The organism is Streptomyces sp. ATexAB-D23, from assembly GCF_000373645.1.
Lineage (GTDB): Bacteria > Actinomycetota > Actinomycetes > Streptomycetales > Streptomycetaceae > Streptomyces > Streptomyces castrisilvae.
The window spans coordinates 1-14071 of the sequence record NZ_KB892044.1; the positions used below are offsets into that span (position 1 = coordinate 1).

Here is a 14071-nt window from a genome sequence, read left to right on the forward strand (position 1 = left end):
GCGAAGGCGGAAGGTGCCGAAGTCCTCTTCGGTGACCAGGTCGGAATCCGCTCGGACCAGGTCACCGGCCGCACCTGGGGTGCCAGGGGAAGCACTCCGGTCGTCCGCCGCACCGGGAACCGGTTCTCCGTGAACGCGATGTCCGCGATCAGCACCCGCGGCCGGATGCACTTCATGGTCTTCACCGAGACTTTCGATGCGAAGGTCATGTGCCGCTTCCTTGCCCGGCTCGTCGGCCACTTCGACCGCAAGGTCCACCTGATCGTGGACCGGCACTCGGCCCACCGCTCGAAGACCGTCCGGACCTGGCTCGCCGACCACGAGGACCAGATCGAGCTGCACTTCCTGCCCTCGTACTCACCCGAACTGAACCCCGACGAACTCGTCAACGCCGACCTCAAACGCAGCCTGCCCCACACCCACCGGGCCAGGAACCAGGCCGAACTCGCCACCGAAACCCGCAGGTTCTTCCATCGTCGGCAACGCCAGCCCCACATCGTGCGCGGATACTTCGGCGCTCGGCACGTCCGCTACGTCATCGACGAGTGAACCCCATGAGTTTCTGATCAATAGGTGGCTTCGGGTTGGTCGGGGCGCTCTGGGGTGACTGTTGGACCACAGCTCGGGTCCCGGACGTTCTTCCTTGTCCGGCATGTCTAAGGGCTGTCCCGCCAGGAATTGCGGGACAGCCCTTAGGCGCCCCCGCTGCTGCCATCGACGTCGACGCCGTGTGGGACGGAACCCGGAATGGAGCATTCCCTCAGGAATCCGCCCCCAGGGACCAGAAACCCGCCGCGTACCGGTCACGAACCGGCCAGATGACCGCCCTGGCCGCTCGCGGAGGCGCGAGATCGCCTCCGGAGGGGGCGCGGGGCCCCGCGCCGTATGCGCCGGGCCAAGACGCGCCAAGTTCACACTCGGCCCCGGTCGGTATGCCCGGTGCCATCTGGCCGGTTTCCCCCTCGGATCCGCCGGGCGGAAGATCATATCCCGGTGAACGTTCCGGCATGTGAAGAGAACACGTGCCGGAAAAACCGCAGACCGGCCCCCTCGCAGCCCTTTCCGCGAAAGATCCTTTCCAGGGCATAAACCATTCGGCGCCCCCCATTCTCGGCGTGTCCTGATGAAGTCTTACCCGCCCTTGCTTCCTCTGCTTCAGTGGAACGCGTTGTGTCACGCACCTATCGAGGAGGCCACATGGCCGAAGTCAAGAAGGTCGCCCGACCTGCGGTCACCGCGTCGTCGCGGCCGTGCGCGTTCGTTTCGCCGGACAGGGGCAACGCGCCGACGATCACGCCCGTCCGCCAGCAGACGGAGGCCGACACCGCCCCCGCTGACCAGCGGAAAGAGTCGGCCTCTGCCTAGGCGCTGAGGCTGTTCGGGGTTCCGGCCGGCCGGCCGGGCTTCGGGCTGTCGCGCGGACCGCACCCCCTGGCCGGGGTCGGTCCGCGTCCAACGGCCCCCCGCGCAGGCCCCCTTGCCGCCGCCGCATCCGAGCGGGCCCGGGACCGTGCGCCGCACACCGAGTCGAAAGCCGTGAGACGCAGGGAGAAACCCTCAGCATGGAGAATTCGATGTACCAGTCCTCGCGATACGTCCGCACCCTGCGCACCGCGGACGACCGGGATTTCACGTCTTTCGGAGGCCGTCTCGATTCCTACGGGGACGACGAGCGGACGATGGCATTCCATTCGCTGTACGGGAATGCGCGGCTCATCGACAAGGACATCGTGGAGCTCCTGCGGGACGCCTCCCGGGGGATGACCCTGGAGCGTCTGCGGGAGCGAGTGGACGAGGACTCGCTGCGGGACCTGGTGGAAGCGCGGTTCCTGGTCGAGGCGGGGCACGACGAGGGACGGGAGATCGACGGCCTGTTGGAGAGCCGGCAGAGCGTGCTGGACACCGGAGTGTTCCACTCCTCGATTCAGCTGGTGCTGACCAACGCGTGCAACTTCTCCTGCCAGGGCTGCTTCGCCTACAACTTCGACGGGGGAGTGGAGGAGCGGAACACCTCCGGCGAGTCGGTGAAGCCCGGTCCGGTCCTGGTGGAGCTGCGGCGTTCACGGGACGAGGAGCCGGGCCAGGCCCGGCAGGACTCGGGGCCGACACTCGCCAAGGGCGACTGGAACCACGGCTCGGACTCGGCCCGCAACCCGTCCATGCACATGTCGCGCGAGGTCGCGGAGAAGACCATCCAGGAGGCCGTCGCACTGCGGAAGGCCAACGGCGGCGGCCACCTCACCGTGTCGTTCTTCGGCGGTGAGCCCACCCTGGCCCGCGGCACCATCCTGCACGTACTGCGCACCTTCGGGGACTGCCACGACGGAGTGACCCTGTCCTACGACCTGACGAGCAACGGGTCCCGGATCGACGACGAACTGATGAGGGCGCTCGCCGAGCACCGCGTCGACACCACGGTCTCCATCGACTACCTCGTACCGGAGACCGGCGAGTTCCGGGGCGGGCAGCAGCAGCGCACATCGTGGGAAGTGGTGCGCAAGGCGATCCTCGACATGAAGGCCGCCGGGGTCCCGGTCAGCATCACCTCGGTGCTCTCGCAGTACACCTGGGACAAGTGGGGGACCCCGCTGATCGATTTCGTCGCCGAGGCCGGTCTGGACAACCTGGACGTGATCGTGTCCTTCCAGGCCAAGGAGTTCTTCGAGCGGCACAGCCCGCAGGACGTGGCACGACGGCTGCTGGACGCCGTCGACTACGGGCGCGAGCGGGGCGTGCAGCTCAGCGGCTACTGGTACCAGACCTTCCAGATGATCATCGACGAGGCGAAGTGGGCCGAGCAGGCCGACTACAAGACCTGCCCGGCGGTGGGCCGTCAGCTGTCCATCGAGCCCAACGGCAGCGTCTTCGCGTGCAAGGCGACCGCCCGGATGCTCGGCACCATCGAGGACTGGCGGGGCGTCTTCGCCTCGCCCGCCTACCAGGACTACGGAATGCGGGCCTACACCAACGGGCCCGGCTGCCAGGGCTGCGAACTCCAGGGCACCTGCTCGGGCGGCTCAGCCGGCGCACTGGAGGAGGAGAACGGATCGATCCAGCTCATGTCGCCCGGCTACTGCGCCTACATGCGCGAGGTCGTGCAGGGGCTGCTGGAACGGCACCACGCGCGGAGTCTCGCCGCATCCGCGTGAGCGTGACTCCGCCGCGTTCCCCGGCGACCCGCGCACGGCGGGCCACCGGTCCACGGGCCCGCCCGCTCGGGGCAGGAAAGGGTGACTGGATTCCATGGCAACGATTGGTATGCACTTCGGCCACGACGCGGGCGCAGCCCTCACCGACGCGGACGGGTACCGGATCATCGAGGCCGAGCGTCGGCTGGGGCTGCGCCATGTGTGCGGCGGCAACGGCGACTTCCCGCAGGCCGCCGCCGAGTGGCTGGCGGAGCTGCGCGAACGGGCCGCGGACCCGGTGACACGGGTGGCGGTGGCCGACTGGTACACACCCGTGTGCGAGGTGCTGCCCCCGGCCCTGGTCGAACTGGTCAACGAGGACGCGCGGTGGACCGTGCACGGCGGGATCGGTCTGGCGGACGCGGTGACGCGGGTGATCAAACCCGTGGACTGGCCGCTCGCCGAGAGCCTGGGCGACATCCAGCTGACCGCCGTGCGCCACCACTACGCGCACGCGGCACTCGCGTACTACACCTCCGGCGCCCGCAAGGCACTGGTGCTGGCACTGGACGGGACCGGGAACTACGCCGAGTGCGGCATGGTCTGCCTCGGCGACGGCGACCAGCTCACACCCGTGATGTCGTTCACCAACCGGAGCGGCCCGAGATTCGGCCTGGTCTACGAAGCACTGGCGCGGCGGGTGCACGGCAGTCAGTTCGACACCGGCAAACTGCTGGGCCTGACGGCGACCGGTGCGTGCGATCCCGCGCTCCTGCCGGTGGTACGGGCGATGCTGGTCCCGCAGTCCACTCGGCGGGCATCACCGGATCTGTACGAGGCACTGCCCGAGGAGGCGCTGTCCGGGTCCGCGCTGTGCTACGCGGACGCGTGGTGGGAATACGACCCGGTGACCGGGGGCTACCTGGACATCGGGCTCGCCGACTCCTCGGACGACGACGTGGTGCACTCGTTCGGGTCGATCTTCCCCGACCGGATCCGCACCGCCGACGGCCGCACGACGGTGGTGGGCACCTCCCCGGACGACCGGGCCTGCCGCGACCTGGCCGCGACGCTCCAGACCGCCGTCGAACGGGACCTGACCCGGCTGGCGACCGGGATCAGTCGCCGCTTCCCCAGCTACTCCACGCTCTGCTACGCGGGCGGCTGCGCGTTGAACATCACCGCCAACAGCTGCCTCGCCGAGTCCGGCCAGTTCACGCGGGTATCCGTGCCGACCTGCTGCGACGACTCCGGCATCGCGCTGGGCGCGGCGCTCGCGGTGGCCGACCCCGCCGACCGGCCGGTGCCCGGCGCCCGCACCGGGCCCATGACCCTCGCCTACGCGGGACCACCGCTCCAGGGCGCCGAACAGGAGCCCGCCGCGCTCGCCGGCGCTCTGACCGCCCGCAGCCTGAAGGTCCGTCGGCACACGGACGAGGAGGAGTTCACCGCGGCGGTCGCCGAACTCCTGGCCGCGCAGCGGTGCGTGGCCTGGCTGGAGGGCGGCCTGGAAACCGGCCCGAGGGCGCTCGGACACCGCTCGCTGCTGGTCTCGGCCCACTGGACCGGCGCCCGCCGGTACGTGTCGCAGACCATCAAACAGCGCGAGTGGTTTCGGCCGGTCGCCCCAGTCTGCCCGGAAGAGGTCGCGGACCGCTGGTTCACCGGGCCGCTGGACCACGCGGAGAGCATGCTGTTCGCGGTGCGGGTACGGCCCGAGGAAGCCGCACGGCTCGCGGAGGCGCGGCACATCGACGGCACGGCACGGCTGCAGACCGTACGGGCGGACACCCACCCGGCGCTGCACAGGCTGTGCCACGCGGTCGGTGCCCGCACCGGGCTGTCCGTCCTCATCAACACCAGCGCCAACGCCGGCGGCAGCCCCATCCTCAACCACCTCGACGAGGCGGTCGAACTGCTCACCGAGACCGAACTGGACGCGGTGGTGCTGCCCCAACACCGGCTCGTTGTCCGGCAGTAGCCGCTCCGGCGGTTACCCCGCCCGGACACCTCACTCCCCCGTGAACACGGTCCGAGAGTTGGCCGAAACACGGGTACCGGACACATCCCCTCCCACCCGATCCTGTACAGGAGCCGTCCCCCTGGAGAGTGCAGTGCCCGCCACTCAACTGCGAGACATCCGCAAGACCCGCCCGCTACGCGCCCTGTCTCCCGCAGACTGGGAACACTGGACGAACCGTGGATTCGTGATCGTCCGGCAGGCGGTCGCCCCCGAGACGGTCGCGGCACTCACCGACGGCCTGTGCTCCTTCCTGGACATGCGGATCGACGACCGCTCGACCTGGACGTCCCCGCACACCGGCAACGACCGTCTGCCCGGCCACAGCGGCCTGGTGGAGATGTACAACCACCAGGCCCAGTGGAACGTACGGCAGGCCCCCCGCGTGTACGAGGCGTTCGCCGACGTCTGGGACCAGGACGAACTGTGGGTGACGATCGACTTCGCCAACGTCAACCCGCCGAACCGGGGCGAGCGCGCCTTCGACGGATTCGTGCACTGGGACGTCGACACCTCCCCCGACCCGCTGCCGGTGAGCTGCCAGGCGGTGCTGTCGCTGACCCACGGCAACGAGGAGATCGGCGGCTTCCAGTGCGTGCCGGAGATCTTCACCGAGTGGGAGAAGTGGGCCGCCCGGCAGCCCGGGGACCGCGACCCGTACACCCCGGACATCACCGGCTACTCGATCACCACGCCCGAGGTGTCGCCCGGTGACCTGATCATCTTCAACAGCCTCCTCCCGCACGGCGTCCACCCCAACGTCTCCGCGGACCAGGTACGGATGGCGCAATACCTGACCATGGCCCCGGCCTGGGAAGAGCACGCCGAACTCCGCGAGGCACGGGTGCGGTTCTGGCGCGACCGGGTCCCGCCCCATCCGGCGCAGGGCGGTGTCCGCAAGGCGGAGGCCGATCTGTACGGCCCGGCCCGGCTGACGGAGCTGGGCGAGCGTCTCCTCGGAAAGCGGAACTGGCACGCAGGGAGCGCCGTTGGCTAGCACAGCCCCGCCGGGGGCCGGCCCAGCCGGACGGGCGGACCTGGGCCGCCCCTTCCACTGGTTGTGGGCCTCGGCGGCGGCCTCCAACGCGGGCGACGGCATCACCCGGACACTGCTGCCGCTGCTGGTGGTCGCGCACCACCCCGACCCCGCCGCGGTGGCGGGCCTGACCGCGGTCAACATGCTGCCCTGGCTGCTCTTCGCACTCCCGGCCGGCGTCCTGGTGGACCGCCTCGACCGCCGCCGGATCGTGCTGGGCGCAAACACGGTCCGCGCGGTCGCACTGCTCGGCGCGGCCCTGGCCCTGGCCGAGCACCGCCCGCTGGCCCTGCTGTACGCGCTGGCGTTCCTGCTGGGCCTCGCGGAGACGCTCGCCGACACGGCGGCACCCGCACTGCTGCCCCGGCTGGTCGAGCCACGGCAGCTGGAGCGGGCGAACGGCCGCCTGTCGGCGGCGCAGATCGTGCTGGGCGAAACGGCCGGGCCACCTCTGGCCGGCCTGCTGGCCGGGGCGACGGCGGTTGCGGCGCTGGCGGCGGGCGGGGCCGTGTACGCGCTGGCGGCCCTGCTGCTGCTCGGGCTGGCCCCACTCGCGGCCCGGCCCTCCCCGGCGAGTACCCCCAAGACGGACCCGGCGAAGAACGGCGGGCGCCTCCCGGGAGCGGTTTCGGGCGTACTGGGCGACATCCGCGAAGGCGTCGGCTTCGTGCTGCGGCACCGCACACTGCGCCTCACCCTGGCCGCGAGCGCCCTGTACGGCCTGGTGTTCTCCGCGACGTTCTCGATGCTGGTGCTGCTCAGCGACCGCACCCTCCACCTGGGCGGCACCGGATACGGCCTGCTGCTGGCCGCCGGTTCGCTGGGCGCGGTGGCCGGCAGCTGGCTGGCGCCGCGGGCCGCCGACCGGCTGCCCACCGTACGCCTGGCCGGCTGGTCGCTGGCCGCGTCCGGAGCCGCGTACGCCCTGCTCGGACTGGTCCGGAACCCGCTGCTCGCCGCGCTCGTGCTCGCCGCCAACGGGGTGTTCATGATGGGCTACAACATCCCGGTGATGTCGCTGCGCCAGCGGCTGACGCCGGAAGAATTGCAGGGCCGGGTCATGAGCGTGTCCCGGCTGTGCTCCTGGGGCTCCATGCCCGCCGGGGCGCTGCTCGGCGGCCTGCTTGCCGAAGCGCTGTCCGTGCCGGCCGTGTTTGTCGTGTGCGGAGCCGTCCTCGCGCTCGGCGCCCCGCTGCTGTTCGCCCCGCTGAGCGGCACCACCACCCCACCGCCCGCCGAACGCTTCGAGAAGGAGTGACCACTTGGACACGCAGCTCTACGACACGGTGATCGTCGGAGGCGGCCCCGCCGGCCTCAACGCAGCGCTGTACCTCGGTCGTTCACGACGCCGGGTGCTGCTGATCGACTCCGGCGACGCCCGCAACATGGCAGCCGGGGTGATGCACAACGTGCTCACCAACGACGGTGCCGACATCGCGGACTTCCGCGCCCGCTCCCGAACCGAACTCGCCCCCTACGACGTGTCGTTCCGGGACGACGAGGTGGTCTCCGCGAGCGGCGACGGTGACACGGTGACCGTCTCCACCAAGGAGTCCGGAACGTTCCGCACCCGGACCCTGCTGTACGCGGCGGGCGTCCGGTCCATCCTCCCCCCGCTGCCGGGCATCGCGGACCTCTGGGGCCAGGAAGTGTTCGAATGCCCGTACTGCCACGCCTGGGAGGTGCGTGAGCGCACCATCGCCGTGTACGGCGGGTCGGTGCCCAGCGAGTGCCTGGCCTCGACGCTGACCGCCTGGTCGGACGACCTCACCTATCTCAGCGACGGCCGCGAACTGCCCGAGGACGAGCGCGGCAGGCTGACGGCGGCCGCAGTGCCGGTGGTGACCGACACTGTAGCCCGGCTGGAACGCGACCCGGAAGCAGGCGTCCGAGTGGTGTTCGAGGACGGCAGGACCGCACGTTACGGCGCCCTGTTCCTCCACCTCGACACGGAACCCCGCATCGACCCACTGCGCCCCTGGGTGGACGCCGCCGACCTGGAGTCCGTACAGAGCGACGACCGGGGCCGCACCCGCGTGCCCCGGCTGTACGTCGCCGGCGACCTCGGACGCAACATGCACCAGGCGGCGATGGCCGCCGCGAGCGGCGGCCTGGCGGGCATGGCCATCAACTCCGACCTGATCCGGGAGGACCGCCCCGGCTCGCTGCCCGCCCCGCCGCCCCCGGCACCCGCACCCTGACCGGCGCCCCGCAAGGGCAGGACAGCCGACCACCGCGCACCGACAGGAGCACCCCCCCCGCGATGACGTCACCCCGCGCCGAACTCACCCCGCACATGGAGCACTACACCTTCGTCCTGGAGGACCAGCCCTACCTCGGGTACTTCCAGTACGGCGGTGAGAAGACACCCGTCTACTCCACCGACCGGCACGGCTTCCGGGTCACGCCCGGTCCGGGAGGCCGGCGGGCCACCGTCGGCGACGACCGGCCCGCCGGTCCGGTGCGGGTGCTGGCGGGCAGCTCCGCCGTCTTCGGAGTGGGCGCCACCGGCGACGCCGCCACGATCGGCGCCCGGCTGTGGAACACGTACGCGCCCCGGCTGCCCTGGCTCAACTTCGCCGGCCAGTCCCACAACTCCGCACAGGAGCTGCTGCTGTTCACCCTGTTCCAGCACGACCTCCCCGACGTCGAGGAGATCGTCCTGCTGTCAGGGGTGAACAACCTGGTCCTGAGCAGGCTTCCGGAGGAGCAGCAGGGACGGCACGGCGCATTCTTCGACTGCGGCCCCGCCCCGGACACCGTCCCGCCGACCGAACGGCGCGTGGAGCACGCCACGGAACTGACACTGCGCCACCTGGTCGGCTGGAAACGGCTCGCCGACGGACTGGGGGCACGGCTGACGTTCGTGCTCCAGCCGTTGGCGCCCTGGGTACGGGAAGAGCCCCTGCCCCGCGAGGCGGCACTCTTCGCGGAGCTGGACGAGGTCTCGAACTTCCGCCGGTTCCACAACGACATCTCCACGATGGCCGTCGGCCGCGCCTACGCGGAGCGCCTGGCCGCCGGCTGCGGCACGCTGGGAGTGCCGTTCATGGACATGAACGTGGCACTGGACGAGGCGGCCGGGCCGCAGGACTGGCTGTTCATCGACCGGGTGCACTGCACGGACCTCGGATACGACCTGGTGGCCCGGCAGCTCGCGGACCGACTGGAGCTGACATGAGCCAGGCACGGCACAGCGACGGCGAGGCGGTCCCGGCCGCGGCCGGGCGGCCCGGCTCCTGGCTGCGCGGACTGCGCCGCCGGCGCGACGCGGCGGACGACGGTGCCACGAGCGGCCGCGAACCGTCCCTGCCCCCGGCGGCAGAACCTGCCGCGCCGCCCGCACCGGCCCCGCCGCCGGCCTCGCGGCTCCGGCCGCAGCCGGAGGACGATGCGTCCGTCTATCCGCTGTTTTGACGTGACGACGGCGAACGGCCGCCCGCCGGGCGGCCCGGCACCGACCGGGTCCGGCGCAGGCCCGGTGCTGGGCATCTCCGCCTACTACCACGACAGTGCCGCCGCCCTGGTGGTGGACGGGGTGCCACTGGCCGCCGCCCAGGAGGAGCGGTTCAGCAGACGGCGCCACGACCCGGAATTCCCGGCACGGGCGGTGGACTACTGCCTGCGGGAGGCGGGACTGCACCCGCACGAACTGGCCGCGGTCGCCTTCTACGAGGACCCGGCGCTGAAGTACCGCCGGGTCCTGGCGACCTGGCTGGCGACGGCCCCGCACGGCTTCCCCGTGTTCCGGCGGGCATTCGGGCCGTGGGCAGGCCGCAAGCGGCGCGCGGCCAGCGACGTACGAAACCGGCTGGGCGCCCTCGCGGACGGGCCGCCGCCGCCCGTCGTCACCTACCGGCATCACGCCTCACACGCGTCGTCCGCGTTCTTCCCCAGCCCGTTCCCCTCCGCGGCCGTGCTGTGCGTGGACGGAGTCGGCGAGTGGGCGACGACCACACTCTGGCACGGCCGGGGCACCGACCTCGTCCCACTGGCGGAACTGCGGTTCCCGCACTCACTGGGCCTGCTGTACTCGGCGTTCACCTACTTCTGCGGCTTCAAGGTGGACTCCGGCGAGTACAAACTGATGGGGCTCGCCCCCTACGGCCGACCCCGCTACGCGCCGCTGATCCGGGAGCGGCTGGTCGACCTGCGGGCGGACGGGTCGTTCCGGCTGGACCTGCGCCACTTCACCTTCCAGTACGGGCGGACGATGACCGGCCGGGCCTTCGAGGAACTGTTCGGCGGCCCGCGCCGCACCCCCGAGGGCCCGCTCACCGAGCGGGAGTTCGACCTCGCCGCCTCGGTGCAGCAGGTCACCGAGGAGATCGTGCTCCGGCTGGCCCGCACCGTGCTGCGACGGACCGGCGAACGGCACCTGTGCCTGGCGGGCGGAGTCGCGCTGAACTGCGTCGCCAACGGCCGGATCGTGGCCGACAAGGTGTGCGACGAGGTCTGGGTGCAACCCGCAGCAGGGGACGCGGGCGGCGCGCTGGGCGCCGCGCTGGCCGCTTCGCACGCCGCGGGCGCACCGCGCCCGCACCTCGCGCGGGGCACGGACGCGATGGCGGGCGCGCTGCTCGGTCCCGCGTACTCGGCACGGGAGATCGGCACGTTCCTGGACCGGGCCGGATATCCGGCGGTGCGGCTGACCGGCCCGGCACTGACCGAGCGTGTGGCAAGCGAGCTGGCGGCCGGGAAGGTGGTCGGCTGGTTCCAGGGACGCATGGAGTTCGGGCCGCGTGCACTCGGCAACCGGTCGATCCTGGCCGATCCGCGCGACCCCCGCACACAGTCCACGCTCAACCTGAAGACCAAGTTCCGCGAGTCGTTCAGGCCGTTCGCGCCCGCGGTGCTCGCAGAGGACGCGAAGGACTGGTTCGAACTGGACCAGGAGAGCCCCTACATGCTGCTGACGGCACGGGTCGCGGCGGCCAGACTGCAGGACACCGAGGCCGGCGCGGCGGAGCTGACCGGCCTTGACCTGCTGCGGGTGCCGCGCTCGACGGTCCCGGCGGTGACACATGTGGACGGGTCGGCGCGGGTGCAGACGGTCAGGGCGGACCACAACACCCGGTTCCACGCGCTGCTGCGGGCGTTCCGCGAGCAGACGGGGTGCCCGGTACTGGTGAACACGTCGTTCAACGTGCGAGGCGAACCGATCGTGCGCGACCCCGCAGAGGCGTACGCGTGCTTCATGCGCACCCGGATCGACCTGCTGGTATTGGGCGACTTCGTGCTGGACAAGCGGGACCAGCCAAAGTGGCGGGAAGAGGGGGACTGGCGTGCGGCGATCCCGATGGACTGAACACGCGGCGCTGGTGGGCCTGGCGGCGCTCTACTTCGGACTGGTCACTCCACTGGGGTGGGCGGTACGCACACTGCGGGACCCCCTGCGACGGCACTGGGACACGGATCGGGACAGCTATCTGGAGCCTCCGCCGCGTGGCCTTCGGTAGGGGAGGGCGACAACATTGCCGGGCCGCCGCCACCGGTACCGACGGACCGGCAGTCTCCGCGGCCCCCGCTGGACGCCGGGGCGCCCCGGATCCCCCGGCGGGCACCGTGCGGGTCACCGGGTCCGGCCACCGCGTGCTGAACGTCGCCGCCGCCCGTGCGGGCGGGAACGGTTCGGCGCGCAGGGCGTCGCCCCGCCGCTGTACGTACGGGCCCGGACGGCAACCCGGCTGTTCAGGGGTGTTCGGGGAGCCGGGCCGCGGTGACGGCCACCCGGCGGTCGCCGAGGACGGCCACCTGGGCCGTGACATCGGTGAAGCCGTGGCCGATGGCCCAGTCGACGGCGTCCTCGGGGCCGGCCGGGAGCGGCACGTCCGCGGCGAGCAGGGCGGCGAAGCGGCTGGAGGGACGGAAGTGCCCGGCCAGCGGCAGGGAGTACGCGACCCGGCCGCCGGGACGCAGGACGCGCCGCCAGTCGGCGAGGGCCCGGCAGCCCAGGAAGTGCAGCGAGGACGCGCAGAACACCGCGTCGAGTGAACCGTCGGGCACAGGCAGCGGCACAGCGTCCGCCACCCGCCAGTCGACGGCCCCTCCAACCGCCCGGCCGCGCCCCGCCTCGATCATGCGCGGCGAGATATCGACCGCGAGCACGGGCGGAGCGCTGTCCGGCCGGGCACGGGCCAGACGCAGGGCGACCGCCCCGGCTCCACAGGCCACATCGGCGACGGCATCGTAAGCACCCGGCCAGGCACGGGCGAGAAGAGCGTCCGCGATCTTCTCGTGGTGATCGTGGTCATAGCTGTCGGCCAGATCGTCGAACAGTCCGGCAAGGATCGCGGCACGGGTCACCCGGCGATCCTATGCCGGACCCACCGGGAACTTCCGGGGCGGCGGTGGGCCTGCCGGGCCGTACCCGCCCATAATCGGCAACCAGGACACCGCCGGCCGGGCGGCCCAGGCCGAGAACGCCTGGCACGCGGCGGCCGCCCGGATGCCGGTGCCGAGCTTGAGCCTGACGTTGTTGACGTTGCTGGGGGCGATCTCCAGGTCCATCGCCTCGCCGACCGCCCGCGCCCGCAGCGGGGCGTCGGCCGCGGCGAACACCGCCATGATCTGCTGGTGGGCCGGATGGTCCGGCAGCTTCACGGGCGGCGGTGTCGGCAAGGCTGGATCGGGCAGCGCCGGCAGCGTCTTGCGGGTGATGCGCACCTCTTCAGCGACCTGGGCGAACTCCTCCAGTTGCGCGGTGAGTTCCTTGATGAGCGCTCGCGTCGCTTCGGCCTGCATGGCGATCGGGGCCGTCTCATCCGGGTGTGCTCGGGCCCGTGGCTGGAACCGGAATCCGCCGGACGGCCCCACCCCTCCACGGGAAGGCCGCCCGGCGGACCGGTCCGGTGACGCGACGACAGCGCACGGCGTGGGCGCCGGTCACGGTCTGGACGACGGAGTTGCCGTGGAACTTCGTGGGCAGGACCCAAGACGATATCACGCAGGCCCGCGAGGACTGGATGAACGGTGACCGGTTTGGCACAGTCCACGGCTACGACGGCCCGCCGATCCCGGCCCCGGTGCTGCCCGACGTACCGCTGAAAGCACGGGGACGGGTGCGCTGAGCTGCGATTCTTGGCGTGCGAGGCCCTTCGGGCCTCCTTGGGGAGACATGCGGTTGGGATCGAGACGCGCGGGCTGCCCGAGGTGGCCTCGAAGGCGGCCTCCTGCGGGGTCGGGCGGTCTCGTGTGTGCCAACGTGTTCGCATGTGTGCCAGGACGGATGCTGACTTTCCTGACGATGTATCAGGTCTTTCCGGCGGCTGCTACGGCGCTGACCGGGGGAGCCCGCGTGGGGTGGTCGTGCCGTCGGGGGCAGCGGTGAGTACAGGTGCTCAGTGCCCTGTCCGGCATGACGTCCCGTCCGCAGCGCACCTCCGCCCGCTCGGAGGCATTGAAGAAGGTATACGGCCTGCAGACACCCGATATACGACGCCGACCGCTGGAGATGCTGACGCTCGATCCTTTCTTGGCCCGCCGCCGCGCTTTCGCCGCAAAGGCGGCCCCAGGTCTGCCGAGTATGGGTGCGGCGGGCGGAAATTCAGACCGCAGTTACAGAAAAATCGTCGGCGTTCGGCAGGTCTATTGATCAGAAACTCATGGGGTTCACTCGTCGATGATGTAGCGGACGTGTCGGCCGCCGAAGTATCCGCGCACGATGTGCGGTTGGCGTTGGCGGCGGTGGAAGAACCGGCGGGTCTCGGTGGCGAGTTCGGTCTGGTTCCTGGCCCGGTGGGTGTGGGGCAGGCTGCGTTTGAGGTCGGCGTTGGCCAGCTCGTCCGGGTTCAGCTCGGGTGAGTACGAGGGCAGGAAGTGCAGCTCGACCTGGTCCTTGTGGTCGGCGAGCCAGGCCCGGACGGTCTTCGAGCGGTGTGCCGAATG

At 71.3% G+C, this 14071-nt stretch carries 15 protein-coding genes; 12 read left to right on the forward strand and 3 right to left on the reverse strand.

What is annotated here, in order from left to right; all coding sequences use genetic code 11:
- The 10 genes from B082_RS0127575 to B082_RS0127620 all read left to right on the forward strand — a co-directional run.
- A partial coding sequence (locus tag B082_RS0127575) for an IS630 family transposase (RefSeq protein WP_018555030.1) occupies positions 1-549 on the forward strand: 549 nt, incomplete at its 5' end.
- Between the two features lie 648 nt (positions 550-1197).
- Positions 1198-1365 (forward strand): hypothetical protein, encoded by a 168-nt coding sequence (locus B082_RS39290; protein ID WP_018555031.1) that lies wholly within the window; start codon positions 1198-1200, stop codon positions 1363-1365.
- A gap of 197 nt (positions 1366-1562) precedes the next feature.
- A complete protein-coding gene (locus B082_RS0127585) occupies positions 1563-3149 on the forward strand; it encodes a radical SAM/SPASM domain-containing protein (RefSeq protein WP_026250272.1) in 1587 nt (528 codons plus the stop codon).
- Between the two features lie 94 nt (positions 3150-3243).
- Positions 3244-5109 carry a carbamoyltransferase C-terminal domain-containing protein gene (locus tag B082_RS0127590; RefSeq protein ID WP_106435548.1) on the forward strand — a complete coding sequence of 622 codons (1866 nt, stop codon included), beginning with the start codon at positions 3244-3246 and terminating at the stop codon, positions 5107-5109.
- A 226-nt stretch (positions 5110-5335) separates the two neighbouring features.
- Positions 5336-6145: a phytanoyl-CoA dioxygenase family protein gene (locus tag B082_RS36825; RefSeq protein WP_018555034.1), complete on the forward strand. Its 810-nt coding sequence runs from the start codon at positions 5336-5338 to the stop codon at positions 6143-6145.
- Positions 6138-7442 carry an MFS transporter gene (locus B082_RS36830; RefSeq protein WP_078622670.1) on the forward strand — a complete coding sequence of 435 codons (1305 nt, stop codon included), beginning with the start codon at positions 6138-6140 and terminating at the stop codon, positions 7440-7442. Before B082_RS36825 ends, B082_RS36830 begins: the two co-directional genes overlap by 8 nt.
- A gap of 4 nt (positions 7443-7446) precedes the next feature.
- Positions 7447-8385, forward strand: coding sequence for an NAD(P)/FAD-dependent oxidoreductase (locus B082_RS0127605; RefSeq protein ID WP_018555036.1), 939 nt, complete (start codon positions 7447-7449; stop codon positions 8383-8385).
- A 62-nt stretch (positions 8386-8447) separates the two neighbouring features.
- Positions 8448-9365: an SGNH/GDSL hydrolase family protein gene (locus B082_RS0127610; RefSeq protein ID WP_018555037.1), complete on the forward strand. Its 918-nt coding sequence runs from the start codon at positions 8448-8450 to the stop codon at positions 9363-9365.
- Positions 9362-9601 carry a hypothetical protein gene (locus B082_RS0127615; protein WP_018555038.1) on the forward strand — a complete coding sequence of 80 codons (240 nt, stop codon included), beginning with the start codon at positions 9362-9364 and terminating at the stop codon, positions 9599-9601. The genes B082_RS0127610 and B082_RS0127615 overlap by 4 nt, the downstream gene beginning before the upstream one ends.
- A 1-nt stretch (position 9602) precedes the next feature.
- Complete coding sequence (locus B082_RS0127620) at positions 9603-11492, forward strand: carbamoyltransferase N-terminal domain-containing protein (RefSeq protein WP_018555039.1); 1890 nt, start codon at positions 9603-9605, stop codon at positions 11490-11492.
- 383 nt (positions 11493-11875) lie between these two features.
- On the opposite strand, the gene B082_RS0127625 is transcribed toward B082_RS0127620, so the two are convergent.
- Both B082_RS0127625 and B082_RS36835 read right to left on the reverse strand, forming a co-directional pair.
- A complete protein-coding gene (locus B082_RS0127625; RefSeq protein WP_018555040.1) occupies positions 11876-12490 on the reverse strand; it encodes a class I SAM-dependent methyltransferase in 615 nt (204 codons plus the stop codon).
- Between the two features lie 9 nt (positions 12491-12499).
- Positions 12500-12928 carry a hypothetical protein gene (locus tag B082_RS36835; protein ID WP_018555041.1) on the reverse strand — a complete coding sequence of 143 codons (429 nt, stop codon included), beginning with the start codon at positions 12926-12928 and terminating at the stop codon, positions 12500-12502.
- A gap of 107 nt (positions 12929-13035) precedes the next feature.
- Between B082_RS36835 and B082_RS0127635 the strand changes: the two genes are divergently transcribed.
- Together B082_RS0127635 and B082_RS39295 are read left to right on the forward strand one after the other, a co-directional pair.
- The gene (locus B082_RS0127635; protein ID WP_018555042.1) at positions 13036-13254 is read left to right on the forward strand and encodes a hypothetical protein; all 219 of its coding nucleotides are present in this window, start codon (positions 13036-13038) and stop codon (positions 13252-13254) included.
- A gap of 287 nt (positions 13255-13541) precedes the next feature.
- A complete protein-coding gene (locus B082_RS39295) occupies positions 13542-13778 on the forward strand; it encodes a hypothetical protein (protein WP_158688905.1) in 237 nt (78 codons plus the stop codon).
- A gap of 17 nt (positions 13779-13795) precedes the next feature.
- Here the strand turns inward: B082_RS39295 and B082_RS0127640 are convergent.
- A partial coding sequence (locus B082_RS0127640; RefSeq protein ID WP_018555043.1) for a transposase occupies positions 13796-14071 on the reverse strand: 276 nt, incomplete at its 5' end.

Bases quoted from the DNA above. Each gene is read 5' to 3' on its own strand.
- B082_RS39290 (WP_018555031.1), top strand. From the start codon at position 1,198: ATGGCCGAAGTCAAGAAGGTCGCCCGACCTGCGGTCACCGCGTCGTCG.
- B082_RS0127610 (WP_018555037.1), top strand. From the start codon at position 8,448: ATGACGTCACCCCGCGCCGAACTCACCCCGCACATGGAGCACTACACC.
- B082_RS39295 (WP_158688905.1), top strand. From the start codon at position 13,542: ATGACGTCCCGTCCGCAGCGCACCTCCGCCCGCTCGGAGGCATTGAAG.
- B082_RS0127615 (WP_018555038.1), top strand. From the start codon at position 9,362: ATGAGCCAGGCACGGCACAGCGACGGCGAGGCGGTCCCGGCCGCGGCC.
- B082_RS36835 (WP_018555041.1), bottom strand. From the start codon at position 12,928: ATGCAGGCCGAAGCGACGCGAGCGCTCATCAAGGAACTCACCGCGCAA.
- B082_RS0127585 (WP_026250272.1), top strand. From the start codon at position 1,563: ATGGAGAATTCGATGTACCAGTCCTCGCGATACGTCCGCACCCTGCGC.
- B082_RS0127590 (WP_106435548.1), top strand. From the start codon at position 3,244: ATGGCAACGATTGGTATGCACTTCGGCCACGACGCGGGCGCAGCCCTC.